This window comes from Pseudomonas sp. PSPC2-3 (genome assembly GCF_049898265.1).
In the GTDB taxonomy this organism is placed as follows: Bacteria; Pseudomonadota; Gammaproteobacteria; order Pseudomonadales; family Pseudomonadaceae; genus Aquipseudomonas; species Aquipseudomonas veronii.
Window position 1 is genome coordinate 69,513 of the sequence record NZ_JAFCXJ010000004.1, and the last position, 26,553, is coordinate 96,065.

Genomic DNA, 26,553 nt, shown 5'->3' on the forward strand with positions numbered 1-26,553 from the left:
GGAGTTCGGTATGAGTGAGTCAGTGCAGTTCCAGGATAAGGTCGTGATCGTCACCGGTGCCGGCGGCGGGTTGGGCCGGGCCCATGCGCTGCTGTTCGCCAGGCACGGGGCCAAAGTGCTGGTCAACGATCTCGGCGGTTCCACCCAGGGCGAGGGCGCCAATGCGTCGGCGGCCGACCGTGTGGTCGCACAAATCCGCGAAGCCGGCGGTATCGCCGAAGCCAACCATGATTCCGTCACCGACGGCGAGAAAATCGTACAGAACGCCCTGGATGCCTTCGGCCGTATCGACGTGGTGGTGAACAACGCCGGCATCCTGCGCGACAAGACCTTCCACAAAATGGACGACAGCGACTGGGACCTGGTTTACCGGGTGCATGTCGAAGGTGCCTACAAAGTTACCCGCGCCGCCTGGCCTCATCTGCGTGAACAAAGCTATGGGCGGGTGATTTTTACTGCGTCCACGTCGGGCATCTACGGCAATTTCGGGCAGTCCAACTACGGCATGGCCAAGCTCGGCCTGTATGGCTTGACCCGCACCCTGGCGCTGGAAGGGCGCAAGAACAACATCCTGGTCAACGCCATCGCCCCCACCGGCGGCACGCGCATGACCGAAGGCCTGATCCCGCCGCAGGTGTTCGAGCGCCTCAAGCCGGAACTGGTCAGCCCGCTGGTGGTGTACCTGGGTAGCGAGGCGTGCCAGGAAACCTCAGGCTTGTTCGAAGTGGGCGGCGGCTGGATCGGCAAGACCCGCTGGGAACGCAGCCTGGGTGTGGGCTTCGACCCGGAAGCCGGGTTCTCGCCGGACGACGTGGCCGCGCACTGGCAACAGATCTGTGACTTCGAAGGCGCGGTGCATCCCAAGGACACTATCGAGGCTTTGAAGGAGATGATGGCCAATTTGCAGAAGTTCAGCCTCTGATCATTGCCGGATACACCTTCAATACTGCGGGGCGCTGACGGCGCCCCGCTTTTTTTCAGGCATAAAAAAGGCCGCTGCAAAGCAGCGGCCGAAGTAAGACGTTGGATCAAGGAGCGACAGACTCAACGTCAGTGAACACCGGTAACAGATTGAATACAGTAGCCAATCCGTCGAATTTCAGCTGTTCTCCCGAAGGTGGGAGCGGGCCGTTTGCCCTGAAAGCCAGGCAAGAATAGAGGGTTGTAACAAAATGAGTAATAGCGCTTCAGGACAAGGACTGTTACGGATATGACAACAGTCACCCCCTGGCGCCATCCACCGGCCTGATAACCCGCCATCCATGGGGCGCATGCCCCCGCGCAGAGCCGCGCCAGAGCGGCGTTAATCCTTTCGGGCGACAACACGAATACCTCCTTGGTGCGCTTATCGCTCCCGAAGGGCGGCAGTAGGGTGGGGCCTTCTGTCACTCACCGGGGAAGACGCATGACAAAAACAACAATGCGCGCCATCTTCACGCCGCAGGCGCTGGCCGCCGCGGTTGCGTTGGGATGCTGTGCCCAGGCACAGGCTGTTTCGTTCAACATCGGCGAGATCGAAGGGCAATTCGATTCCTCGCTGTCGGTCGGCGCCAGCTGGGGCATGCGCGATGCCGACAAGAAACTGGTGGGCGTGTCCAATGGCGGCACGGGGCAGGCTTCCACCGGGGATGACGGGCGACTGAACTTCAAGAAGGGCGAGACCTTCTCCAAGATCTTCAAAGGCATCCACGACCTGGAACTCAAGTACGGCGACAGCGGCGTGTTCGTGCGCGGCAAGTACTGGTACGACTTCGAACTGCAGGACGAAGACCGCGAGTTCAAGCAGATCAGCAATCACCATCGCGACGAAGGTGCGCGCTCCTCCGGTTACGAGCTGCTGGATGCGTTCGTCTATCACAACTATTCCATCGCCGACCTGCCGGGCAACGTGCGCGTCGGCAAGCAGGTGGTGAGTTGGGGCGAGAGTACGTTTATCGGTAACTCCATCAACAGCATCAACCCCATCGACGTATCGGCCTTCCGCCGCCCCGGCGCCGAGATCAAGGAAGGGCTGATACCGGTCAATATGCTGTTCGCCTCCCAAAGCCTGACCAACCAACTGACGGTAGAAGGCTTCTACCAGTTGAACTGGGAAAACACCGTGCTGGATAACTGCGGCACGTTCTTTGGTGGCGACGTGGCGGCCCACGGTTGCAACGGTAACTACACGGTCGGCAGCCCGGCGATTGCGCCGTTGCAACCGGTGGCCGCAGCGTTCGGCCAGGGCTTTGAGGTCACGCGTGAAGGCGTCGTGGTGCAGCGCGCCAAGGACCGTGATGCCCGCGATGGCGGCCAATTCGGCGCGGCCTTGCGCTGGCTGGGCGACGACACCGAGTACGGCCTGTACTTCATGAACTACCACAGCCGCACGCCGACCGTCGGCACCCTCACCGCCAACACCAACCTGGCCACCATCGGGCGCATCGTCAACGCTGCCAACGCCATTGCGCCAGGCACCGGCTCGGCCCTGGCCCAGAGCACCATGCTCGGCCGTGGCCAGTACTATCTCGATTACCCGGAAGACATTCGCCTGTACGGCGCCAGCTTCTCCACCACCCTGCCCACCGGCACGGCCTGGACCGGGGAAATCAGCTACCGCCCGAATGCGCCGGTGCAACTCAACACCACCGACCTGACCCTGGCCCTGATCAACCCGATTGCCGGCAACACCGCCTCGCCGATCCACAGCTCGTTCGGCGCTGACAACGCCGGTTACCGGCGCAAGGAAATCACCCAGATCCAGAGCACCATGACTCAGTTCTTCGACCAGGTACTGGGGGCCGAACGCCTGACCCTGGTGGGAGAGGCCGCCTTCGTCCACGTCGGCGGGCTGGAAGCGAAAAGCAAACTGCGCTACGGCCGCGACTCGGTATACGGCGCCTATGGTTACGGTGGCGACACCGACGGTTTCGTCACGGCCAATTCCTGGGGGTATCGTGCCCGCGCCATCCTCGACTACAACAACGTGTTTGCCGGGGTGAACCTCAAGCCCAACCTGTCCTGGTCCCACGACGTCAACGGCTACGGCCCCAACGGCCTGTTCAACCAGGGCGCCAAGGCGATCAGCGTCGGCGTCGATGCGGACTACCGCAACACCTACACCGCCAGCCTGAGTTACACCGACTTTTTTGGTGGCGACTACAACACCCTGACCGACCGCGACTTCCTCGCCCTCAGCTTCGGCGTGAACTTCTGATTTGGCTTAAAGAAGGACAAGACTCTATGCGTAAGTTAATTGCTGTGATGGCCCTGAGTGTGTTGGCCGCCAACGTCATGGCGGCCGTGTCGCCCGAAGAAGCCGCCAAGCTCGGCACCAGCCTGACCCCGGTCGGCGCCGAAAAGGCCGGCAACGCCGATGGCTCGATCCCGGCCTGGACCGGCGGCATTCCAAAAAATGCCGGTGCGGTGGACAGCAAGGGCTTCCTCGCCGACCCGTTCGCCAATGAAAAACCGCTGTTCGTGATCACCGCCGCGACCGTCGACAAATACAAGGACAAACTCTCCGACGGCCAGGTGGCGATGTTCAAGCGTTACCCGGAGACCTACAAGATCCCGGTGTACCCGAGCCACCGCACGGTCAACCTGCCGCCGGATATCTACGAGTCGATCAAGCGCAGCGCGCTGAACGTGCATGCGATCAACGACGGCAACGGCCTGGAGAACTTCACCGGCAACCGCTACTACGCGTTCCCGATCCCCAAGAATGGCGTGGAGGTGCTGTGGAACCACATCACCCGTTACCACGGCGGCAACCTGCGGCGCATCATCACCCAGGCCACCCCGCAGACGAACGGCAGCTACACGCCGATCCGCTTTGAAGAAGAAGTCGCGGTGCCGCAGGCGATCCCGGATATCGACGCCGCCAAGGCCGCCAACGTGCTGAGTTTCTTCAAGCAATCGGTAACGGCCCCGGCGCGGCTGGCGGGCAACGTGCTGCTGGTCCACGAGACCCTCGACCAGGTCAAGGAACCGCGCCTGGCCTGGATCTACAACGCCGGCCAGCGCCGTGTGCGCCGGGCGCCGCAAGTGTCCTACGACGGCCCGGGCACCGCGTCCGACGGCCTGCGTACCACGGATAACTTCGACATGTTCTCCGGCGCCCCCGATCGCTATGACTGGAAGCTGGTGGGCAAGAAAGAGATGTACATCCCCTACAACAGCTACAAGCTCGATTCGCCGAACCTCAAGTACGACGACATCATCAAGGCCGGGCATATCAACCAGGACCTGACCCGCTATGAGCTGCACCGCGTGTGGGAAGTGGTCGGCACCGTCAAGCCGAGCGAACGGCACATCTATGCCAAGCGCCACATGTACATCGACGAAGACAGCTGGCAGGTCGCGTTGGTGGATCACTATGACGGCCGCGGCCAACTGTGGCGTGTCGCCGAAGGTCATGCACAGTTCTACTACGACCATCAGGTGCCGGCCTACACCGTGGAAACCCTGTACGACCTCATCGCCGGACGCTACATCGCCCTGGGCATGAAGAATGAGGAGAAGAGCAGTTTTGTGTTCGGGTTTGCGGCCAAGGCGGCGGACTACACGCCGGCGGCGTTGAGGGCTTCGGGCGTGCGTTGATGCCTGTTTGAAATGCAATCTTAATGTGGGAGGGGGCTTGCCCCCGATAGCGGTGGATCAGCTACAGAGAGCTGACTGATCCACCGCCATCGGGGGCAAGCCCCCTCCCACATTGGGTTTTGTGCATGGCTATTAATCACTGCGTTGAATACTTCTTCAATATTCGCTGAGCACGGGGCTAGGGTAGGTGTCAGGTTGCATAACAATAAAAACGCAGGATGCAGCAATGACCGCCATGACACGCTGCCTGGACCGTCCTGGATTCATGCCACGGCTGTCCGCCCATCATCTGTTGCGCCCGCGCCTGGCCGAGCCGTTGTTGGCGGCGCAGGCGCGGGTCAAGTTGCTCTGTGCCCCGGGCGGCAGTGGCAAGAGCGCGTTGCTCGCCGAGTGCGCCTTGCAGGCGCCGGCGGGTTGTCAGGTGTACTGGCTACCGCTCAATGGCGTGCCGCTAAGCCCGCTGGATTTGTGCCGGCGCCTGGCGCACAACCTGGGCCTGGCGTTTACCGATGAAGCCACGCTGTTGCAGGATCTCAGCCGCTGGCAGACGTCGGCGTGGCTGTTTCTCGATGATTTCAGCCGGCTGCCCGCGCCCGAGCTGGACGCCTTGCTCGACCGCCTGCTCAGCGCCAGCCACCCGGCGCTGACCTGGTGGCTGGGTGCGCGGCGGCGCCCTGGGTGCAACTGGCCGCGGCTGCTGCTCGACGATGAGCTGCTGGAATGCAGCGCGGCCGAGTTGATCTTCAGCGCCGAGGAAGTCCAGGCCCTGCTCGGCGAGACGCCGGGTCACAGCATCGAGCGCGTGATGCGGTTCAGCGCCGGTTGGTGCGCCGGGGTTCGCATCGCCTTGCTCGGCGACGGCCATCCCGACAAGACCTTGCTCGACTACCTGCAACACGAGCTGTTCAGCACCTTGCCGGCGGAACTGGAGGAAGCCTGGCGGGTGCTGGCGCATTTGCCGCGTTTCAATGCGGGCTTGTGCGAGCACCTGTTCGGCTTTGGCGATGGCGCTCAGTACCTGCGGGACTTGCAGGCGCTCGGCGCATTTATCCAGTCCTGGGACGATGCCGCCGACTGGCTGCAAGTCTTCGCGCCGCTTGCGCAGTTGATACGGGATGAGCCCTGGCCGGCCAAACGCTCCTGGCACCGACGGGCCTGCCAATGGTTCAGCGCCGAGGGCGACTGGCAAGCCGCGTTCGAGCAGGCGCTGCTGGCCGAAGAATACGAAGTGGCCGTCAGCCTGTTGCAGCACTTCAGCTTCGAAGACCTGTTCCGCCAGCAGAATGCCGTGCTGTTGTTGCGCCTGCATGAACAACACGGTGACGAGCTGATGCTGTGTTCCGCGCAGTTGGTGGGGCTGGTCACGGCCGCGTTGCTGTTCGCCGGGCGCTTCGAGCAGGCCGCGTTGTGCATCGGCCAACTGGCGCGTTTCGCCCCGCAACCGTCGGCGCCGCAGCAACGCCTGTTGTTGGCGCGCTGGCAGGCGCAGTGGGGGTGGTTGCTGCATCTGGCGGGTGATGCGCAACGTTCTCGCGAGCATTTCCTCGAGGCCTTGCAGGCGTTGCCCGACAGTGCGTGGACATCACGTCTGATGTGCCTGTCGGGGTTGACCCAGCAAGCCTTGCTGCGCGGTGAGCTGGAGGTGGCCCAGACCCTGAACCGCGAAGCGCTGTGCCTGGCGCGGGCCCATGGTTCGCTGTTGCTCGAAGCCCTGCTGGAGCTGGATCACGCGCAATTGCTCGAACAGCGCGGCGCGCCGTACCGCGCGCAAAACCTGTTGGAGCAGGTGCAGGCGATGTTGCTCAAACAGCGGCTGAAGGCTGGGCCGCTGGTCGGACGCATCGCCTTGCGGCGTGGGCATCTGGCCCTGCGCCAGGGGCAGGACGCGTTGGCTGCCGAGTGCTTCGAGACGGGTTTGAACATGTGCCTGCACAGCCAGGACAAGCGCGTGTTGTATGGCTACCTGGGCCTTGCGCTGTTGGCGGCCAATCACGGTGATTACGCCCAGGCCTTTATCCAGTTGCGCGAGGCCGAGCGCCTGATGCAGCAGCGCCAGGTGCCGGACACGGTGTACCGCGCGGTGTTGCTGCTGGTCAGCGGGCACTTCTGGTTGCAACAGGGTCGCGCCGAATTGACGGTGGCAGCGCTGCGCCGGGTGCTCCGCCATTTCCGAGGGCCCGACGCCAAGCAGGCGCCGCCGGCCACGCTGGAATTGATCCCGCGTCTTGAATACCTGCTGGTGTTGGCCGAGGTCAAACTGGGCGTCGCCGATCAACCGCTGGCGCGGCTCAACGCACTGCTGGACGCTTCCCGCCAACGCGGCATGCTGTGCCTGGAGGCCGAATTGCACCTGGTGCTTGGAGAGGTGGCCTGGCAACTGGGCGAACCGGCGATGGCGCGTCGTTCACTGCAACACGGCCTGGAACTGGCAGGGCGTTGCCAGGTGCAGCAAGCGATCCGCGAGCTGCGTTTACGCTCGCCCGGGCTGTTGAGTGAGCTGGGCCTGGAACCGCAGGCCTCGCCGACCGGCACGGCGGACAACCCGCTGAGCCAACGCGAGCTGGAGGTGCTGCAACTGATCGCCCTGGGCAACTCCAACCTGGAAATCGCCGGCCGCTTGTTTATCTCGCTGCACACCGTCAAGACCCACGCGCGGCGCATCCACAGCAAGCTCGGCGTGGAGCGACGCACCCAGGCGGTGGCCAAGGCCAAGACGTTGGGCTTGATGGTTTAAGCGCAGAACGCCTGACGGTATTCGCCGGGCGTCGCGCCCATGGCCTGGCGAAAGCGATGGGTGAAGTGGCTGGCGCTGGAGAAGCCGCACATCAACGCGATGTCACCCACGGGCAGGCTGCCGCTGCGCAGCAGGTTCTGCGCGCGGGCCAGGCGCCGGGCCAGCAGGTATTGATGGGGCGGCAGGCCGAAGCTTTGGCGGAACATCCGCGCAAAATGGTATTCCGACAGCGCACACATCCCGGCCAATTGCCCGAGGCTGATGGGGTCATCCAAGTGCTGGTCGATGTAGTCCACCAACAACCGCCGCTGATGCGCCGCCAGCCCGCCTTTCAAACGCAGCCCGTCGCGCGCGCCGACTTGGCTGAGCAAGGTGTGGCTGAGCATTTCATGGGCCAGGCTGCTGGTCAGCAGGCGTTCGGCGGGCTCGTGCCAGTTGAGGGCGATCAACTGGTGAAAGCGTTGCGCCTGGCTGGGGTCTTCGAGGAAGGTGCTTTCCTGCAGTTGCAGCGCGCGCGGTTCGCGGTCGAGCAGGGTGATGCAGCCCAGGGCGAATTGCGCCTGGCTGAAATACACATGGGCCAGGCGGATGTCGCCGTTGATCACCCAGGCCGACTGATGCTCGGCCGGCAGGATGCACAACTTGTCGGGCCCGCCCTTGGTGCCCGGCTGGTCGCGACGAAACGTGCCGGTGCCGCCGCCGATGTAGCAGGACAAGGTGTGATGGCCGGGCGCCTGGTAGTCCTGGGAATCGTGGTGGTTGCTCCACAACGCCGCAGACAAGCCGTCACCGAGCTCGGCGCAGGCTTCGAGGCGAGCGTGGGGCGAGCGGTTGAGGGCTTGAAAGACTTGCAGGGATTCCAACGCTGACATGATGTGTACTCTCCGACGCCTTGCATCCTACTCCGAGCCGCTGGCGCTGTGAGCCCGCCGTGCGACAAAAGCGCAAGAATCTGCAAGCGCCGGCCATGGCTTGAAGGCGACACTGTGGCTCAACCAGCGGAGCCTGTTATGAACCTTTTCCTGTATTTACTCACCGTGCTGATCTGGGGCACCACCTGGATCGCCCTCAAGTGGCAACTGGGCGTGGTGGCGATTCCCGTGTCGATCGTCTATCGCTTCGCCCTGGCGGCGTTGGTGTTGTTTGTGCTGTTGCTGCTCAGCCGCAAGTTGCAGGTGATGAACCGGCGCGGGCATCTGATCTGCCTGGCCCAGGGGTTGTGCCTGTTCTGTGTGAACTTCATGTGTTTTCTCACGGCCAGCCAGTGGATTCCCAGCGGGCTGGTGGCGGTGGTGTTTTCTACGGCGACGCTGTGGAATGCCCTGAATGCGCGGGTGTTTTTTGGCCAGCGGGTCGCGCGCAATGTGTTGATGGGCGGCGGCCTTGGCTTGCTGGGCTTGGGCCTGTTGTTCTGGCCGGAGCTGGCGGGGCACACCGCGAGCCCGCAGACCTTGCTCGGGCTGGGTTTGGCGCTGTTGGGGACGATGTGTTTTTCGGCTGGCAATATGCTTTCGAGCCTGCAGCAGAAGGCGGGGTTGCGGCCGTTGACTACCAATGCCTGGGGCATGGCATATGGTGCGGTGATGTTGGCGACCTATTGCGTGGTGCGCGGTATTCCGTTCGAGATGGACTGGAGTGCGCGGTATGTCGGGGCGTTGGGGTATTTGGTGATTCCGGGGTCGGTGATTGGGTTTACGGCGTATCTGACGCTGGTCGGGCGTATGGGGCCTGAGCGGGCGGCGTATTGCACGGTGTTGTTTCCGGTGGTGGCGCTGAATGTGTCGGCGTTTGCCGAGGGGTATCAGTGGACTGCGCCGGCGTTGGTGGGGTTGGTGTTGGTGATGGTGGGGAATGTGTTGGTGTTTCGTAGGGTTAGGGTGGTTCAGGCGGGGGAGGCGGTGTTCAGGGCGAAGCAAGTCTGAGGTGGGAAGGGGGGTTAAGGTGGGAGGGGATTGCTTTAGGTGGGAGGGTGTTGCTTTAGGTGGGAGGGGGCTTGCCCCCGATAGCAGTGGGTCAGCTACAAATAAGTGACTGACCCACCGCTATCGGGGGCAAGCCCCCTCCCACATTTTCAGCATTTCAGCATTTCAGCATTTCAGTATTTCAGTATTTATTGGGTTTGATTGGGGGATCTGGGTTATTTGAGGCCTAGGCGTTTGGCCATGCGGCCTAGGTTGGCGCGGTCCAGGCCTAGTTCGCGGGCGGTGCTGGCCCAGTTGTGTTGGTGGCGTTCCAGGCAGGCGTTGATGACTTGGCGCTGGTAGTGTTCGGTGGCCTGGCGCAGGTCGCCGCCGGCGATGGCGGTGACTTCGGGTGGTGGGGCGATCGGCGCTGCGCTGACGTCGGGCAGGTCCAGGTCTTGGGCGCTCAGGCTGAGAATCTTCGGACGTTCGCGACAGTTTCCCAGGGCTTTCAGTGCGCTGCGTCCGATCAAATGTTCCAGCTCGCGCACATTGCCCGGCCAGTTGTAGGCCAGCAACGCGGCTTGGGCGTCGCTGGTCAGGCGCAGGCTGCCCAGGCCCATGCGCGAACGGTTCTGTTCGAGAAAGAACCCGGCCAGTAGCAACACATCGCGCCCGCGCTCGCGCAGCGCCGGCACTTGCAGCGGGTAGACGCTGAGGCGGTGGTAGAAGTCGGCACGGTAGCGGCCGTTGCGCACTTCTTCGGCCAGGTCGCGGTTGGTGGCGGCGATCAGGCGCACGTCCACTTGATGTTCCTTGTCCGAGCCCAGGCGCTGCAACTGGCCGCTTTGCAGGACGCGCAGCAGCTTGGCCTGCACCGTCAACGACAGCTCGCCGACTTCGTCCAGAAACAACGTGCCGCCGTTGGCCAGTTCGAATTTGCCCCGGCGCTCGTTCAGCGCGCCGGTGAAGGCACCGCGCACGTGGCCGAACAGCTCGCTTTCCACCAGGGTTTCCGGCAGGGCGGCGCAGTTGAGGCTGATCAGCGGCTTGTCCGCGCGGGACGACGCGGCGTGGATCGCCTGGGCCACCAGTTCCTTGCCGACCCCGGTTTCGCCGGTGATCAACACGGTGAGGTCGCTGCCGCCCACCAGGTTGATCTCTTCGACCAGGCGCTTGTGGGGCTTGCTCTGGCCGATCATCTCTTTGTGCTGCTGGCCGCTGGCCTGGCGGTAGATCTCGGCACGCTGGCGTTCGTCTTCGGCGCGCAATGCCAGGTGTTCGATGCGTTCGGCGACGTTGACCGTGGCGGCGGCGAGGCTGGCGAAGGCTTGCAGGGCATCCAGCTCGACCCGTTCGAAGCGCTCGGTGTCGAGGGCGTCCAGGGTCAGCAGGCCCCACGGTTTGTCATCGACATACAGCGGGCAGCCCATGCAGTCGTGAATTTCGAGGTGCCCGTGCAGGCCGTCCACCAGGCCGTCGTAGGGGTCGGGCAATTCACTGTCGCTGTCGAAACGCGTCGGGCCGGGGCTGCCGAGCAGCACGGCGAAACGCGGGTGTTCGCTGACCTTGAAGCGTCGGCCCAGGGTATCGGCGCTCAAGCCGTCCACTGCCAGCGGCACCAGCGACTCACCGTCCAGGCGCAACAGCGCGGCGGCGTCGCACGGCAGCAGGGCGCGCATGGCTTGCAACAGGCGGCGGTAACGCTCGCCTTCGGGCAGTTCGCGGGACAGGTCGGCGACCAGGGGGAGCAGGGTGGTGAGCAGCGATTGCGCAGTCATAATGACTCCTTGTAGTCCTTATGACTATAAGACGTAGGAGGTCATACTGACTACTGGTAATTTAACTGATTGAAATCAAACGATTTATTAGTTGGCATGAATACTGAGTACTCCAAGGCAATCAGTAAAGAAGCCCAGGAGGCTCCATGCTTAGTGCCCAAGACCGTGCCATCATCAAATCCACCGTGCCCCTGCTGGAAAGCGGCGGCGAAGCGCTGATCACCCATTTCTACCGCATGATGCTCTCCGAGTACCCGGAGGTGCGCCCGCTGTTCAACCAGGCGCACCAGGTCAGCGGCGACCAGCCCCGTGCCCTGGCCAATGGTGTGTTGATGTATGCACGACATATCGACCAGTTGGATCAACTGGGTGATCTGGTGGCGAAGATCATCAACAAACACGTGGCCTTGCAGATCCTGCCGGAACATTACCCGATCGTGGGAGCCTGCCTGCTGCGTGCGATTTCCGAAGTGTTGGGCAGCGAGATTGCCACTCCCGAGGTGATGAGCGCCTGGGGCGCGGCCTACGGTCAGTTGGCGGACATCCTGATCGGCGCCGAAGCTGCGATCTATGATGAGAAAGCCCAGGCGCCGGGCGGCTGGCGGGGTGCGCGGCCGTTCAAGCTGGTCAAGCGCGTGGAGGAAAGTGCCGAAATCACGTCCTTCTATTTCGCTCCGCTGGACAACGGCCCGATCCTCGCCGCCGAGCCCGGTCAGTACATTGGTATGACGCTGCTGCTCGATGGCGAAGAAGTGCGCCGCAACTATTCCTTGTCGGCCCTCAGCGATGCCGGCCAATACCGCATCAGCGTCAAGCGTGAAGCCGGTGGGCGGGTGTCCAACTACCTGCATGATCAATTGCAGGTCGGCGCGACGATCGACCTGTTCCCGCCAGCGGGCGAGTTCACCCTGGCCGCCAGCGATAAACCGCTGGTGCTGATCAGCGGCGGGGTGGGCATCACGCCAACACTGCCGATGCTCGAAGCGGCCCTGGCCACCCAGCGTCCGGTGCATTTTATCCACTGCGCGCGTAACGGCGGGGTGCATGCGTTTCGGGAATGGGTCGACGCCCTGGCGGCCAAGCATCCGCAGCTCAAGCGCTTCTACTGCTATGACGAGGACGATGGCGTGAGCCCGGCAGGCGACACCGTGGGCCTGCTGAGCCAGGAACAACTGGCGGCGTGGTTGCCTGAGCAGCGCGACCTGGATGCGTACTTCCTCGGCCCTAAAGGCTTCATGGCCGCAGTCAAGCGCCACCTCAAGGCCTTGGGCGTACCCGAAAAACAAAGCCGCTACGAATTCTTCGGCCCGGCCGCCGCCCTCGAATAACCCCCCCACACCCACACACCCATACACCTGTAGGAGCGAGCTTGCTCGCGAAGAACGTCAACGATAACGCGTGCATCCTGGATGACCGCAGCGTCTTTAAGTTCTTCGCGAGCAAGCTCGCTCCTACAAGTGGCATATTAAACGCCACCTCAAAGCCTTGGGCGTACCCGAAAAACAAAGCCGCTACGAATTCTTCGGCCCGCCCACACACCCATACACCTGTAGGAGCGAGCTTGCTCGCGAAGAACGTCAACGATAACGCGTGCATCCTGGATGACCGCAGCGTCTTTGAGTTTTTCGCGAGCAAGCTCGCTCCTACAAGTGGCATATTAAACGCCACCTCAAGGCCATGGGCGTACCCGAAAAACAAAGCCGCTACGACTTCTTCGGCCCGGCCGCCGCCCTCGAATAACCCCCCCACACCCACACACCTGTAGGAGCGAGCTTGCTCGCGAAGAACGTCAACGATAACGCCTGCATCCTGGATGACCGCAGCGTCTTTGAGTTTTTCGCGAGCAAGCTCGCTCCTACAAGTGGCATATTAAACGCCACCTCAAAGCCTTGGGCGTACCCGAAAAACAAAGCCGCTACGACTTCTTCGGTCCCCCCACACACCCACACCCATACACCTGTAGGAGCGAGCAAGCTCGCTCCTACAAGTGGCGTATTAATCCGCCGTTAACCCCCTTCTGTTTAAACCACTCTCTGTGTGTAAACTTGCCGCCACAGGCACAACCAAACAAAGGGATACGGAGATGAGTGACGAATTGCGTTTAGGCAGGGAGCGGCGCTTTCTGGTGTTGCTGGGCATCATCTGCCTGGCGCTGATCGGCGGTGCGCTGTACATGCAGGTGGTGTTGGGCGAAGCGCCGTGCCCGCTGTGTATCCTGCAGCGCTATGCCTTGCTGTTGATTGCCGTTTTTGCGTTTATTGGTGCGGCTATGCGCAACAAAGGGGCGATCACGCTGTTTGAAGGGTTGGTGGTGCTCAGTGCCTTGGGCGGTGTGGCGGCTGCCGGTCACCATGTGTACACCCAGTTCTTCCCTGAGGTCAGTTGCGGCGTGGATGTGCTGCAACCGATCGTTGACGGCCTGCCCCTGGCCAAGGTGTTTCCGCTGGTATTCCAGGTCGACGGCTTCTGCAGCACGCCGTACCCGCCGGTGCTCGGCCTGTCGCTGGCGCAATGGGCGCTGGTGGCGTTCGTGCTGACGGTGATCCTGGTGCCCCTGGGTATCTATCGCAATCGCAATCGCCAACGCAAAGCCTGAGCCATTCATTGAAACGCCCCGGCCTTTCTTAAAGGAAAACCGGGGCGTTTTTGTTTGTAGGGATTTTTGAAGGGACAGTGACGCGGGACAATTTTGACGGCGCGCAGTGTGCGACATGTTGTCACATAGGCGCTGTCGCAGGGCGTTTCCGAGCCCTCGCAACGCCGCGTGAATTTGCCCATGGCCGTTAATGTGTGCTGTCAGTTCATCGTTTGAGCAACACCGCGAATAGCGCGCCGTTCGCGGCTTTCGGTGGTCAGCGAGTGCCCTGTTTTATGGGGGCTTGGAGCGCTTTTTCAGGCCCTTACGGCGGGTAAGGGGTGTGGCAGTTTGCCCTATAACACGGCATTTTTTGTGGTTTTTGTTGAGAATCCAACGCGATAAGATCGCGAACCTTTGCAAAATAGGTGAAGGATTATTGCTGGAATCGATAAAAATTATTTCTTTATAAGACATGGTTTATACATCGCTAGCTAACTACAATCGCCCGCACTGAATGTCCGGTGCTGTTCAATATTTGAGCATTGGAGCGGTCGAGGGGCAGATGGATGGCTCTGTGCGACCCCAGGTTCCGGCAGCCTTTCAACTATCCGCACCAAATGGAATTGGTCTGTAACAAGGCCTTTAACCACGAAATCGAATAAGAACTCACCGCAGGTCCGCGAACCGTCCAATTAGGGCGCACGGGCAGGCTCTTATTCAATCGAAGAGAAATGCCAACCCTTGGCAGGGTGAAGTGTTGGCGATCAAAACCCAACTGCATTGCGCAAGCTGCTTTAGAGGTCGTGAGATGAGTAAAAACAGGTACCCCCGATTACTAGGCTTTTTGCCGCTGCTTGGCATGATGTTAATGCTGGGAGGCTGCAAGTGGTCCTTGCTCGACCCAAAAGGACAGGTCGGTCTGGATGAACGCAACCTGATCATCACTGCCACCCTGCTGATGTTGCTGGTCGTGGTCCCTGTGATCATCATGACCTTCGCCTTCGCCTGGAAATACCGCGCGTCGAACACCAAGGCGACTTACGCGCCGAAGTGGTCGCACTCCACCAAGATTGAAATCGCGGTGTGGCTGGTTCCGATCCTCATCATCATTGCCCTGGGTTATGTGACCTACAAGTCCACCCACGCGCTGGACCCGTACCGTCCGCTGGACTCCGAGGTCAAGCCGATCAATATCGAAGTGGTCGCGCTGGACTGGAAGTGGCTGTTCATCTACCCGGACCTGGGTATCGCCACCGTCAACAAGATCGTGTTCCCGGAACATACCCCGGTTAACTTCAAGATCACCTCCGACACTGTGATGAACTCGTTCTTCATCCCAGGCCTGGGTGGCCAGATCTACGCGATGGCCGGCATGCAGACCAAGCTGCACCTGATCGCCAACCAGAAAGCTGAAATGGACGGCATCTCCGCCAACTATAGCGGCGCAGGTTTCACCGGCATGAAATTCAAAGCGATCTCGACGAGCCAGGAAGAATTCGACGCCTGGGTAGCCGAAGTCAAGGCCGCACCTAAACAGCTTGATCAAGCTGAATACGAAGCCCTTGCCAAACCAAGCCAGAACAACCCAGTCGCGCTGTACTCCACTTACACGCCTGACCTGTTTCAGAAAGTCGTCGACAAGTACGAAGGCATGAAACCAGGCAAGCCGGTCAAGCACGAGAAGAAAGAAGTGGCTGCGGTTGAAGGTTCTGACACGGGCTCGCATTCAACTGCTGGGGCAGAGGAGTAAACGATGTTTGGTAAATTAAGTTGGGATGCGGTCCCGTTCCACGAGCCGATTGTGATGATTACCATCGCCATGATCGCGCTGGGTGGTCTGGCACTGGTTGGGGGTATCACTTACTTCAAGAAGTGGACCTACTTGTGGACTGAGTGGCTGACTTCGGTCGACCACAAGAAAATCGGTGTGATGTACATCGTCGTTGCCATGGTCATGCTGCTGCGTGGTTTTGCCGACGCCATCATGATGCGTACCCAGTTGGCCATGGCCACTGAGGGCGCGCCAGGCTACCTGCCGCCTGAACACTATGACCAGATCTTCACCGCTCACGGTGTGATCATGATCATCTTCATGGCGATGCCTTTCTTCACCGGCCTGATGAACCTTGCAGTGCCGCTGCAGATCGGTGCCCGCGACGTTGCCTACCCGTTCCTGAACTCCCTGAGCTTCTGGCTGCTGGTGTCTGGCGTGGTGCTGATCAACGTGTCCCTGGGCGTCGGCGAATTCGCCAAGACCGGTTGGGTTGCGTATCCGCCATTGTCGGGCCTGAAATACAGTCCGGGCGTGGGTGTGGACTACTACATCTGGGCGCTACAGTTATCAGGGCTCGGGACGACGCTGACGGGGGTCAACTTCCTGGCCACCGTGCTGAAAATGCGCGCCCCTGGCATGAAGATGATGGACATGCCGATCTTCACCTGGACCTGCACCTGGGCCAACGTGCTGATCGTGGCTTCGTTCCCGATCCTCACCGCTACGCTGGTACTGCTGTCGCTTGACCGTTACCTGGATTTCCACATTTTCACCAACGAACTTGGTGGCAATCCAATGATGTACGTGAACCTGTTCTGGGCATGGGGTCACCCTGAGGTGTACATCCTGATCCTGCCAGCGTTCGGTATCTTCTCCGAAGTGATCTCGACCTTTACCGGCAAGCGCCTGTTCGGTCACCACTCGATGGTCTACGCCTCCGGTGCGATCTCGGTACTGGGCTTCATGGTGTGGCTGCACCACTTCTTCACCATGGGTTCGGGGGCCAGCGTCAACGCCTTCTTCGGCCTGGCGACGATGCTGATTTCGATCCCGACGGGGGTGAAGCTATTCAACTGGCTGTTCACCATCTACCACGGCCGTCTGCGTATGACCAGCCAGGTCGTGTGGACACTGGGCTTCATGGTGACCTTCGCCATCGGCGGTATGACCGGCGTACTGCTGGCCATCCCGGGTGCTGACTTCGTGCTGCACAACAGCTTGTTCGTGATCGCTCACTTCCACAACGTGATCATCGGCGGTGCGGTATTCGGTTACATCGCTGGTTTCAGCTTCTTCTTCCCGAAAGCGTTCGGCTTCAAGCTGCACGAGGGTTGGGGCAAGGCTGCATTCTGGTTCTGGATCTCGGGCTTCTTCGTCGCGTTCATGCCGCTCTATGCACTGGGCTTCATGGGCATGACCCGTCGTCTGAACGCCACCACCAACCCTGAGTGGGTGCCGTACCTGTACGTCGCCATGATCGGTGCGGTGCTGATTGCGGTGGGTATCGCCTGCCAACTGATCCAGCTGTATGTCAGCGTGCGTGATCGCAAGCAGAACATGTGCGAATCGGGCGACCCATGGAACGGCCACACCCTGGAATGGTCGACTTCGTCGCCACCTCCGTTCTACAACTTCGCCGTGATTCCTACCGCGAACACCATCGATGCGTTCACCGAAGCCAAGGAAGACGGTACTGCGTACCAGCGGCCTAAGCACTACGAACCGATCCACATGCCAAACAACACCGCCACTGGCGTGGTGATGGGTGCGCTGTTGACCGTGTTCGGTTTCGCGATGATCTGGCACATCTGGTGGCTGGCAATCGTGAGCCTGGTGGGCACCATCGGCTACTTCATTGTCCACGCTGCACGTGATGATCAAGGCTACATGGTGCCGGTCGAAACGATCGAGCGCATCGAAGCCGAGCAGCACGCTCGCCTGGTGGCCGAGAAGAAGATCCCGGCCAACCGTGTAGAAACCTCGTTGGAACAGGCTTAAACCATGTCGAACTTAGTGACCAATGCTGGACACGCCCATGTCGATGACCATGGGCACGATGACCATCACCACGACTCGGGCCCGGTAACCGTCTACGGTTTCTGGCTCTACCTGATGACCGACTGCATCTTGTTTGCGTCGATCTTCGCGGTGTACGCGGTACTGGTAAACAACGTAGCGGGTGGCCCGGCGGGCCACGACATCTTCGAACTGCCTTACGTGCTCGGCGAAACCGCCTTGCTGTTGTTCAGTTCGATCACCTACGGCTTCGCCATGTTGTCCTTCTACAAGGGCAACAAGCAGGGCGTACTGACCTGGTTGGGCCTGACCTTCCTGTTCGGCCTGGGCTTCATCGGCATGGAGATCAACGAGTTCCACCTGCTGATCTCCGAAGGCTACGGCCCTAGCCGCAGCGGCTTCCTGTCGGCGTTCTTCACGCTGGTGGGGACCCACGGTCTGCACGTGACATCTGGCCTGATCTGGATGGCGATGATGATGTATCAGGTCAATAAACACGGCCTGACCAACACCAACAAGACTCGCCTGAACTGCCTGAGCCTGTTCTGGCACTTCCTGGATGTGGTCTGGATCTGCGTATTCACCGTCGTCTACTTGATGGGGACCCTGTAATGGCTAATGCACACTCCCATGACAGCCATGATGCGAGTCACGGCAGCGTAAAGACTTACGCTATCGGCTTCATCCTGTCGGTCATCCTGACCCTGATCCCGTTCGGCCTGGTGATGTACCCAACCTTGCCGAAGTCGATCACCTTGATGATCGTCCTGGCGTTCGCGGTGATTCAGGTCCTGGTTCACCTGGTGTACTTCCTGCACCTGGACCGCTCCGAGGCCCAGCGCGAGAACGTGATTGCGTTCGTGTTCGCAGGCCTGGTGATCGTTCTGCTGGTTGGTCTGTCGCTGTGGATCATGTTCAGCATCCACACCTACATGATGGCGAAGTGAGGTAAGACCCGATGTCGCTTAAGCACTTTATCCAAATCACCAAACCGGGGATCATTTTCGGTAACGTGCTTTCTGTGGCAGGCGGCTTCTTCCTGGCCTCCAAGGGACATGTCGATCTGGCCATCTTCCTGGCCGCCATGATCGGCACGTCCCTGGTGGTAGCTTCCGGTTGTGTGTTCAACAACTGCATCGACCGCGACATCGATATCAAGATGGAACGCACCAAGAATCGCGTGCTGGTCCAGGGCCTTATCTCCCTGAAACTGGCACTGCTGTTCGCGACCGTCCTGGGTGTTGCCGGCGTGGTGTTGTTGTACAAGGTGGCCAACCCGTTGGCGGCGCTGTTTGCCGTGATCGGCTTTGTCATCTACGTCGGCCTCTACAGCCTGTACCTCAAGCGCAAGTCGGTTCACGGCACGCTGGTGGGCAGTCTGTCGGGGGCGATGCCGCCGGTGATTGGTTATGTGGCTGTGACCAATAGCTTCGACATGGCCGCGCTGGTGCTGCTGGTGATGTTCAGCCTGTGGCAGATGCCGCATTCCTATGCCATCGCGATCTTCCGTTTCAACGACTACCTGGCTGCGTCGATTCCGGTTCTGCCGGTCAAGCGCGGCATCCAGGTGGCCAAGAAACACATCCTGCTGTACATCCTGGCCTTCCTCGTGGCGACCTTGATGTTGACCTTCAGTGGCTACGCCGGCATGAGCTACCTTGCCGTCGCCGCCGCCATGGGCATGTACTGGTTGTACATGGCCTGGACCGGTTACAAGGCGGTGGACGACACCGTCTGGGCACGCAAGCTGTTCGTGTTCTCGATCTTCACCATCACCGCGCTCAGCGTGATGATGTCCCTGGATTTCCAGGTGCCGAGAGAGCTGTTGCTGACCTACGCGCCCTGAGTGGTTCCAAGCAGTGAACAAGCCCCGCCTTCGTGAGAAGCGCGGGGCTTTTTCTTGGGCGCGGGATTAAATCGGCCGGCGCCTTTCTCGTCATACCTCACTGTACGAGCTGTGCGAATCCATTACCCGCGTACAAGGAGTTGTCACCATGGTCAGCGTTAGTCGTCGGTCCCTTCTCGCCTTGGGCGCGGCCTTGCCCTTGCTGGGGCGCCTGGACTGGGCAGTCGCCAGCCCACCACCGGCAAAGGCTGAGAAGGTGCGGCTCAACTACAACGAAAGCCCCTACGGCCCCTCGGGCGCCGCCCGCGAGGCGATGCAGGACGCGATTGCTACGGCCGGGCGTTATCCCTACGGCCACATGTACGCTCTGGCCGCGTTGTTTGCCCGGCAGCAGGGGATTGCCGAAGCACAGGTGGCGGTGTTTTCCGGCTCCATGGCGGCGCTGCGCTATGCGGTGTTGGCGTTTACCGGCGAAAACCGCGGCCTGGTGATGGCCACGCCGTCCTACGAGGTGCCGCGCCAGGCGGCCGAGGCGAGCCGGGCGCCGGTGCAGGAAGTGAGCCTCACGGCCGAGCACGCCCACGACATCCCCGCGATGCTCGCCGCCGATCCCCAGGCGGGCATGCTCTACCTGTGCAACCCGAATAACCCCACCGGTACCCTGACGTCCACCGAGGCCATCCGGCACGCGCTGGCGAACAAACCCCAAGGCAGCGTGCTGGTGGTGGACGAGGCGTACATCGACTTCGCCGACGCTCCCAGCTGTGTCAGTTGGGTCAAGGAACACGACGACCTGCTGGTGTTGCGCACCTTCTCGAAAATCTACGGCATGGCCGGCGCGCGCGTGGGCCTGGCGATCGGCGCCCCGGCGTTGCTGGCGCGCCTCGCGGTGTTCGGGGGCGACAACGTCCCTGCCGGCAGCGGCTTGCTCGGCGCGCAGGCCAGCCTCGAAGACGTCAACCTGTTGCCGCAACGCAAGGCCCTGAACGCGCAACTGCGCGAGGAGACCGTCGCCTGGCTCAAGGCCCGCGGGTTCACCTGCACGCTGTCGCAGAGCAACTGCTTCATGATCGACGTGAAGCAACCGGCGGAGCAAGTGATCGAGAAACTGGCCGCGCAAGGTGTGATGATCGGCCGCGTATGGAAGAGTTGGCCGCAGTGGGTGCGGGTGACGGTGGGGAACAAGCACGAGATGGAGCGGTTTCGCGAGGTGTTTGCGGCGCAGGTCCAGCGCAGCGTTTAACCCAATACAAAACCAATGTGGGAGGGAGCAATCCCCCTCCTACATTGGGTTCTGCGGTACTACTGCTGCGCGATGCTGTACCCATCGAACGCGGTCTGCTGCTGCAACGCCGTGATCACGCTCTTGCGGCTCAACGGCTGTTCGGCGCCGGCGTTATCCACAAAGCTCTCGACTTCCAGCTCGGCGTCATCGCCTTCACCCACGAAGCTGAAACCCAGGAACTCGAACGCTTCACGGTCGACATTGAGCTTCGAGCGCGGCGTGCGCAGCGGCAGGGTGACGCTGATGCCATCCTTGCTGATCACAAACACTTCGGCGTCTTTCTTCGGCCGCGCGGCCTTGCCCTTGCCGGCGCTCGGGTTGCTGATGGCCTGGTGGGACTGGTTCAACACCTTGAGGGCCAGGCCGTAGACCAGCTCCTGAAACGCCGGGTCGTCCTTGAAGCTGGACAGGATGCGGCTGATCGAGAACTTGCTGCTCAGGTCTTCCAGGGCGATGTTGTCGGCGGCTTCGGCGTCCTTGAGCTGCTTGAGCTGGCCCATCAGGTCGTAGGCCTTGTCGTCGTCGAAGGCATCGTGGGCCTGGCGGATGGCCACGCGCAACTCGCGGATCTGGTCGCTTTCCTTGGAGGTGTGGAACGCGTCCAGCACCATCTCGCTGATGATCTTGGCCGCTGGCACATGCTGTGAAAGATTGATGGCGTTTTCGTATTCAGCTTTGGATTGCAAGGCGACTACGGATTCTTCGGCGGATTCAGCGGTGTAGGAATCGGGCATTGAAATTTCACTACTTCAGTAAACAGGGACAAAAAAGCGTCGGGCATTTTCGGCGGGGAGGGGGGGCAGGTCAAGGCAGCACAATGCCCTTATTGCGACGCAACGCGGCCAGCGCCCGCAAAACAGACCTACGGTCAACCCGCATGCTCAACAGGCTGCCGATGACCATGCCGCCCGCCCAGGCGCCGCTCGACAGTATCGACGGTGCCAGCGCCAGTGTGCTTCCCTGCAGAAAAGCGTCGGATGTTTTCAGGCGCGGACCAGGGCAGTCGGCTTCAACAGGTATTCCCCGTTAATAGTGATAACGACACATCAAGACCTGAGTCTCATCATCCTCTATGCCATAGACCAAGCGATGTTCGGCGGTGATTCGCCGAGACCAGAAGCCACTGAGGTTGTATTTGAGTGGTTCGGGGCCGTCTCTTCAAGGGCATTGAATTCCGATAGCGAGATCATCACCACGGGCTCACCTTTTTGCCGGGTGAGCAGCAACGGGATGTGATCGTCATTGACCCGATCCATTGTCTCGGAGAGATGGGCACGGGCATTGGTGTAGTTGATTGTTTCCATGGGTATGTCCTCGCTTGATGGTACGAAACGTCCAGAAATACGTACATGTGTTCAAGGGTTTCCTTATCAACGGTCAATGGGTGGCACCCTTACGGTTTGAGCCTGACCCACATCAAAACCCCGCAGCGCCAAACCCGTTACAACACAAAGGTCTGATGAACCCATAAAAACGACAACGGACCTGCGCCGAGGGGGCTTCCCCACGCGAGGTCATTAAAGGACTAATGCAATGGCGCTTTCTCTGTCACGCCTGGCCTTGCTGGGAGCGACGTTTGGTCTGACGCTACCCCTGCACGCCAATTCCGCCGATACCGCACTGATCGAACACGGCAAATATGTCGCGCAATTGGGCGACTGCATTGCCTGCCACACCGCCAAGCCAGGCAACACGATGGCCGGCGGGCTGGAGCTGAGCACGCCGATGGGCACGATCTATTCGAGCAATATCACGCCGGACCGCGAGACCGGTATTGGCGCCTACAGCTTCGAACAGTTCGACCGGGTCATGCGTGAAGGTGTCACACCTGCGGGTATGAACCTGTACCCGGCGATGCCGTATCCGTCCTACGCCAAGATGAGCGAGGAGGACATGCGCGCCTTGTACGCCTACCTGATGCAGGGCGTGGAACCCGTGCGGCAGGCCAACCTCGAGGCGGACATGGGCTTCCCGTTCAACCAGCGCTGGGGCCTGGCCTTGTGGAACTTCGCCTTTCTCGACAAGCAAGCGTTCCAGCCCGACCCCGGCCGTGACGCGCAGCTCAACCGTGGCGCGTATCTGGTCCAGGGCCTGGGCCACTGCGGCTCCTGTCATACCCCGCGGGGCATCGCCTTCCAGGAAAAGGCCATGAGCGATGACGGGCGCGGCGGCCAGCATTACCTGGCCGGCGAAACCGTCGAGCATTGGCGCGCCCTGAGCCTGCGCAACCTGTGGACCGTGGAAGACACCGTGCAACTGCTCAAGACCGGGCAGAACCGCTTTGCCACCGTCGCCGGCAACATGGCCGATGTGATTCACCACAGCACCCAGCATTTTAGCGACGACGACCTGACCGCGATTGCCCGCTATCTGAAATCCCTGCCGCCCGGCCCGGACGATCTGCCGATGCCGTCGGTGGCCCGCGCACCGGCCGCGCCACCCGCCGACCTGTTCACCAGCCGTGGCGGCCTGGGTTATATGCAGTTCTGCAGCGACTGCCACCGCAGTGATGGCGCGGGGGTGAAAGGCTTGTTCCCGCCGTTGGCCGGCAACCCGAGCATCGTCTCGAACGACCCGACATCCCTGCTGCACATCACCCTCACCGGTTGGGAGACCGCACAAACGGCCACTCACCCACGGGTCTACACCATGCCCGGGTTTGCCCGGCTGGCGGACCAGGAGGTCGCTGAAATCCTCAGTTTCGTTCGCACGCGCTGGGGCAACCAGGGCACGTCGATCAGCGCCGCGCAGGTCAAGACATTGCGCGATCAGCTCAACCCGGCCACGACCTACTCCTCCACTTTCGAAACCCCGCGCCTGGCCGACCTGCTCGCGGCGCCGAACGCCGACCAGGTGGTGCGCGGCATGCGCCTGCACCTGCAAACCAAGGCATTGCTGCCCGACAACGTCGGCAACGCGCTCAATTGCACCAGTTGCCACCTCAACGCCGGCACCGTGGCGGACGGTTCGCCCTTCGTCGGCGTGTCGGCCTTCTTCCCCAGCTATGCACCGCGCGCGGGCAAGGTGGTGAGCCTGGAAGAACGCATCAACGGCTGCTTCCGGCGCTCGATGAACGGCAAACCGTTGCCGCCGCAATCGGCGGATATGCAGGCGATGGTCGCGTACTTCGACTGGATGAAGAACAACACCCGCCCCGAAGACAAGGTGGCCGGGCGCGGTGTAGGCAAGGTCGACCCGGCGATCAAACCGGACCTGGCCAATGGCAAGGCGGTCTACGCCAAGCAATGCGCGGTGTGCCATGGCGACAACGGTGAGGGCCTGGCGCGTGCCGACGGCGAGCGGGTGTACCCGCCGCTGTGGGGCGACCAGTCGTTCAATATCGGCGCCGGCATGGCACGCACCTACACGGCGGCGGCGTTCGTCAAACGCAACATGCCGATCGGCTTCCACGAGCAATTCCCGTTGGGCCAGGGCGGTTTGTCCGACCAGGAAGCGGTGGACGTCGCGGCGTATTTCTCGGGGCAACCTCGCCCGGACTTCCCGGACAAGGTCAAAGACTGGCCCAACGGCGGCAAGCCGGTGGATGCGCGTTACTAGTCCAGTTGCTTGAGGCACGCCTGGAGGATGTCCAGGCCTTCCTCCAACACCGCCGGCTCAATGGTCAGCGGTGCCAGTAAGCGGACGATGTGCCGCGACTTGCCGCTGGGCATCAGCAGCAAGCCGGCGTCCCGCGCCAGGCTCAGCAACTGGCTCAGTTGCTGGGGCGCGGGCGTGCCGTCGGCGTGGGCCAACTCGATGCCACGCATGGCGCCGACGCCGGTCAGTCGGCCCAGGTAAGGCGACAGGCGTTGCGCGCGCCAGGTTTCGTAGCGGCGCAGGATGGCCTCTTCCTGTCGCGTGCCCCAGGCCTGCAACTGTGCATCCGTCATCACCTCCAGGGTGGCCAACGCCGCCGCGCAGGCGATGGGATTGCCCGAATATGTGCCGCCCAGCCCGCCTTTGGGCAGGTTGTCGAGTAATGCCTTGCGCCCCACCACAGCACCCAACGGCACACCGCCGGCGATGCTTTTGCCGAGCAGGATCAAGTCCGGCGTTATGCCCAGGCGCGAGAAGGCAAAACGTTGCCCGGTGCGGCCGAAACCGGACTGGATTTCATCGACGATCAGCAGGATGTTTTTCTCATCGCAGAAGCGGCGGAGGGCCTGGGCGAACGCGATATCCAGCGCGAGGAAGCCGCCTTCACCCTGCACCGGCTCAATGATGAAGCAGGCTACATCGTTGACGTCGATTTCCACGCTGAACAAGCGGTCCATGGCCTTCAGCGCTTCGGCGCAGGTCACGCCGTTGTCGGCGCTGGGGTAGGGCAGGTGATACACCGGGCCCGGCAGGACACCGACTTTTTGCTTGTAGGGCGCGACCTTGCCATTCAGGTTGAGGGTGGCGAGGGTGCGGCCGTGGAAGGCGCCGTCGAAGGCGATCACCGCGGTGCGGCCGGTGGCGCCGCGCACGATCTTCAGGGCGTTTTCCGCGGCTTCCGCACCGCTGTTGGTGAGCATCCCGCTGACCGGGTAGTCCACCGGGATAAATGCACTCAGACGATCCATCAGCTCGATGTAAGGCCTGTGCGGAGCGGCGTTGAAGGCGTAGTGGGTCAGTTGGGTCGCCTGCTGGCGAATCGCCTCGACCACCGCCGGGTGGCAGTGCCCGAGGTTGAGCACGCCGATGCCGCCGACAAAATCGATGTAGCGCTTGCCCGCGGTGTCCCAGACTTCGGCGTTCTTGCCGTGGCTGAGGCTGATGGGGTGGACGATGGAAATCGACTGGCTGATGGTTTCGCGGCTCATGAATCTCGGACTCGGCAATGGCGGGCGTCTTTTTATCTAAGCCGTGAGCCGGGCCGGGCCGCAAACGAAATAAAGTCGCCGGGTCATTCCAAATCGGAAGGAGCGCTTGCCAAACAGCCGTTCGGGGCCACAAACCCGCGCGTTCATTCCGAGACGATGTCCTTCCCCGCCGCCTTGGAGCGATACAACGCCTGATCGGCCCGCGCCATCAGGGCGTCGGGGCCTTCACCCGCATGACGCTCCACCACCCCCAGGCTCAGGGTGATTTTGAAGTCGCCCACGGTGGGGACTTCGCTCATGCTTTGGCGAATGCGCTCGGCCAGGTTTTTTGCGCTCTCCAGGGTGCTTTTGGGCAGCACCACCACGAACTCATCGCCACCCCAGCGCGCGAGCAAGTCACCGGGGCGCACGCAGGCCTCCAGGCTCTCCACGACGCTCATCAGGGTCTGGTCGCCGACGCCGTGGCCGTGTCGATCATTGATCGGCTTGAAGTCATCGATATCCATGGCGACCAGGGCCAACGGCAGGCGAAAGCGTTGGGCGCGCTCACATTCTTCCAGCAGCACTTTCTCCAGGCGATAACGGTTGGCCACGCGGGTCAGGGCGTCACGCTCGGCCAGGGAGCGGTTCTCGTCCAGTTGCAACTGCAGTTGCTGGTTGACCCGCGACAACTCGCGTGTGCGTTCGGCAACCAAGGCTTCAAGGGATTGGTTGCGCCGTTCGAGCTGTTCGATCGCGCACTTGCGCGTATTGATGTCGCGATGGGCGCCGACCATGCGCGCTACCGAGCCGTCGAGGTTACGCGCAACCACATAGCCGCGGTCTTCGATCCACAGGTAGCTGCCGTCTTTTTTGCGGCAACGGTATTCGATTTGGTAATAGGGCGAGCGACGGTTGATATAGTCATCGAACACCGTCATCACGCGGGAGTAGTCGTCGGGGTGGATGATGTTCTCCCAGGTGAACACGCTGTTCTCCAGGGAGTGGCGGGGGTAACCGAGCATTTCGTACCAGCCCGGGTTGCGGTAAACGAACCCCGTATTCGCGTTCCAGTCCCAGACCCCGTCGCTGACCAGCTCCATGACGGCATGCAACATGTCCGCATTGAGGTCAGTTGACGGTTTGTTGCCGGCTGTATCGTCCATGTGCGCGCTTCCTGCGTGGGCCCCAAGGCCGGTCAAATTGACGCCGATACTCCGTGGCTGGCGCTACTGTACAACGGGGCTTGCACGCTTTGAATAGAGCGACTGTG

21 protein-coding genes and 1 pseudogene are annotated in these 26,553 nt (G+C 61.5%); 14 read left to right on the forward strand and 8 right to left on the reverse strand.

Annotated elements, in window-relative coordinates:
- Positions 1-10 precede the first annotated feature (10 nt).
- The 4 genes from ACP7E3_RS10260 (at position 11) to ACP7E3_RS10275 (ending at position 7,315) form a co-directional block, all read left to right on the forward strand.
- Positions 11-922 (forward strand): SDR family oxidoreductase, encoded by a 912-nt coding sequence (locus ACP7E3_RS10260; RefSeq protein WP_017847774.1) that lies wholly within the window; start codon positions 11-13, stop codon positions 920-922.
- 483 nt (positions 923-1,405) lie between these two features.
- Entirely contained in the window at positions 1,406-3,196 is a 1,791-nt protein-coding gene (locus tag ACP7E3_RS10265) for a DUF1302 domain-containing protein (protein WP_177033826.1), read from the forward strand.
- A 26-nt stretch (positions 3,197-3,222) separates the two neighbouring features.
- The gene (locus tag ACP7E3_RS10270) at positions 3,223-4,581 is read left to right on the forward strand and encodes a DUF1329 domain-containing protein (protein WP_046382101.1); all 1,359 of its coding nucleotides are present in this window, start codon (positions 3,223-3,225) and stop codon (positions 4,579-4,581) included.
- Between the two features lie 226 nt (positions 4,582-4,807).
- Complete coding sequence (locus ACP7E3_RS10275) at positions 4,808-7,315, forward strand: LuxR C-terminal-related transcriptional regulator (RefSeq protein WP_426123043.1); 2,508 nt, start codon at positions 4,808-4,810, stop codon at positions 7,313-7,315.
- On the opposite strand, the gene ACP7E3_RS10280 is transcribed toward ACP7E3_RS10275, so the two are convergent.
- Entirely contained in the window at positions 7,312-8,187 is an 876-nt protein-coding gene (locus ACP7E3_RS10280) for a helix-turn-helix domain-containing protein (protein WP_177030646.1), read from the reverse strand. The genes ACP7E3_RS10275 and ACP7E3_RS10280 overlap by 4 nt on opposite strands.
- A gap of 138 nt (positions 8,188-8,325) precedes the next feature.
- Here ACP7E3_RS10280 and ACP7E3_RS10285 point away from each other — a divergent pair, with 138 nt between their 5' ends.
- Positions 8,326-9,237: a DMT family transporter gene (locus tag ACP7E3_RS10285; RefSeq protein WP_057005279.1), complete on the forward strand. Its 912-nt coding sequence runs from the start codon at positions 8,326-8,328 to the stop codon at positions 9,235-9,237.
- Between the two features lie 215 nt (positions 9,238-9,452).
- On the opposite strand, the gene norR is transcribed toward ACP7E3_RS10285, so the two are convergent.
- Positions 9,453-10,997 (reverse strand): nitric oxide reductase transcriptional regulator NorR, encoded by a 1,545-nt coding sequence (gene norR, locus ACP7E3_RS10290; RefSeq protein ID WP_057005278.1) that lies wholly within the window; start codon positions 10,995-10,997, stop codon positions 9,453-9,455.
- Positions 10,998-11,143: 146 nt separating this feature from the next.
- Between norR and hmpA the strand changes: the two genes are divergently transcribed.
- On the forward strand, positions 11,144-12,325 hold the full coding sequence (hmpA, locus tag ACP7E3_RS10295; protein ID WP_017846720.1) for an NO-inducible flavohemoprotein: 1,182 nt from the start codon (positions 11,144-11,146) through the stop codon (positions 12,323-12,325).
- A 755-nt stretch (positions 12,326-13,080) separates the two neighbouring features.
- Entirely contained in the window at positions 13,081-13,593 is a 513-nt protein-coding gene (locus ACP7E3_RS10300; protein WP_426123046.1) for a disulfide bond formation protein B, read from the forward strand.
- A 473-nt stretch (positions 13,594-14,066) separates the two neighbouring features.
- On the opposite strand, the pseudogene ACP7E3_RS10305 reads toward ACP7E3_RS10300, so the two are convergent.
- Positions 14,067-14,356, reverse strand: a pseudogene (locus ACP7E3_RS10305) (hypothetical protein).
- A gap of 27 nt (positions 14,357-14,383) precedes the next feature.
- Between ACP7E3_RS10305 and cyoA the strand changes: the two are divergent.
- From cyoA to ACP7E3_RS10335, 6 genes are all read left to right on the forward strand, one after another.
- Positions 14,384-15,325: a ubiquinol oxidase subunit II gene (gene cyoA / locus ACP7E3_RS10310; RefSeq protein ID WP_026139992.1), complete on the forward strand. Its 942-nt coding sequence runs from the start codon at positions 14,384-14,386 to the stop codon at positions 15,323-15,325.
- Between the two features lie 3 nt (positions 15,326-15,328).
- A complete protein-coding gene (gene cyoB / locus ACP7E3_RS10315; RefSeq protein WP_126588798.1) occupies positions 15,329-17,347 on the forward strand; it encodes a cytochrome o ubiquinol oxidase subunit I in 2,019 nt (672 codons plus the stop codon).
- Between the two features lie 3 nt (positions 17,348-17,350).
- Complete coding sequence (locus ACP7E3_RS10320; protein ID WP_017846724.1) at positions 17,351-17,977, forward strand: cytochrome o ubiquinol oxidase subunit III; 627 nt, start codon at positions 17,351-17,353, stop codon at positions 17,975-17,977.
- Complete coding sequence (cyoD, locus tag ACP7E3_RS10325) at positions 17,977-18,312, forward strand: cytochrome o ubiquinol oxidase subunit IV (protein WP_017846725.1); 336 nt, start codon at positions 17,977-17,979, stop codon at positions 18,310-18,312. Before ACP7E3_RS10320 ends, cyoD begins: the two co-directional genes overlap by 1 nt.
- A gap of 11 nt (positions 18,313-18,323) precedes the next feature.
- A complete protein-coding gene (gene cyoE / locus ACP7E3_RS10330) occupies positions 18,324-19,211 on the forward strand; it encodes a heme o synthase (RefSeq protein WP_017846726.1) in 888 nt (295 codons plus the stop codon).
- A gap of 148 nt (positions 19,212-19,359) precedes the next feature.
- Positions 19,360-20,454 (forward strand): pyridoxal phosphate-dependent aminotransferase, encoded by a 1,095-nt coding sequence (locus tag ACP7E3_RS10335; protein ID WP_169881800.1) that lies wholly within the window; start codon positions 19,360-19,362, stop codon positions 20,452-20,454.
- 59 nt (positions 20,455-20,513) lie between these two features.
- Here the strand turns inward: ACP7E3_RS10335 and ACP7E3_RS10340 are convergent, their stop codons facing one another.
- The 3 genes from ACP7E3_RS10340 to ACP7E3_RS10350 all read right to left on the reverse strand — a co-directional run bounded on the left by ACP7E3_RS10340 (position 20,514) and on the right by ACP7E3_RS10350 (position 21,800).
- Positions 20,514-21,230 carry a hypothetical protein gene (locus ACP7E3_RS10340; protein ID WP_046382109.1) on the reverse strand — a complete coding sequence of 239 codons (717 nt, stop codon included), beginning with the start codon at positions 21,228-21,230 and terminating at the stop codon, positions 20,514-20,516.
- A 292-nt stretch (positions 21,231-21,522) separates the two neighbouring features.
- Entirely contained in the window at positions 21,523-21,600 is a 78-nt protein-coding gene (locus ACP7E3_RS10345) for a type II toxin-antitoxin system YoeB family toxin (RefSeq protein WP_141123716.1), read from the reverse strand.
- Positions 21,567-21,800, reverse strand: a complete 234-nt coding sequence (locus tag ACP7E3_RS10350; RefSeq protein ID WP_227778728.1) for a type II toxin-antitoxin system Phd/YefM family antitoxin — start codon at positions 21,798-21,800, stop codon at positions 21,567-21,569. Before ACP7E3_RS10350 ends, ACP7E3_RS10345 begins: the two co-directional genes overlap by 34 nt.
- 229 nt (positions 21,801-22,029) lie before the next feature.
- On the opposite strand from ACP7E3_RS10350, the gene ACP7E3_RS10355 reads away from it, so the two are divergent.
- On the forward strand, positions 22,030-24,054 hold the full coding sequence (locus tag ACP7E3_RS10355) for a c-type cytochrome (RefSeq protein ID WP_426123048.1): 2,025 nt from the start codon (positions 22,030-22,032) through the stop codon (positions 24,052-24,054).
- Here ACP7E3_RS10355 and ACP7E3_RS10360 read toward each other — a convergent pair.
- Positions 24,051-25,301: a 2-aminoadipate transaminase gene (locus ACP7E3_RS10360; protein WP_169866047.1), complete on the reverse strand. Its 1,251-nt coding sequence runs from the start codon at positions 25,299-25,301 to the stop codon at positions 24,051-24,053. The two genes, ACP7E3_RS10355 and ACP7E3_RS10360, sit on opposite strands and share 4 nt — an antisense overlap.
- Before the next feature lie 143 nt (positions 25,302-25,444).
- Positions 25,445-26,446 carry a sensor domain-containing diguanylate cyclase gene (locus tag ACP7E3_RS10365; RefSeq protein ID WP_046382112.1) on the reverse strand — a complete coding sequence of 334 codons (1,002 nt, stop codon included), beginning with the start codon at positions 26,444-26,446 and terminating at the stop codon, positions 25,445-25,447.
- Positions 26,447-26,553: the final 107 nt, after the last annotated feature.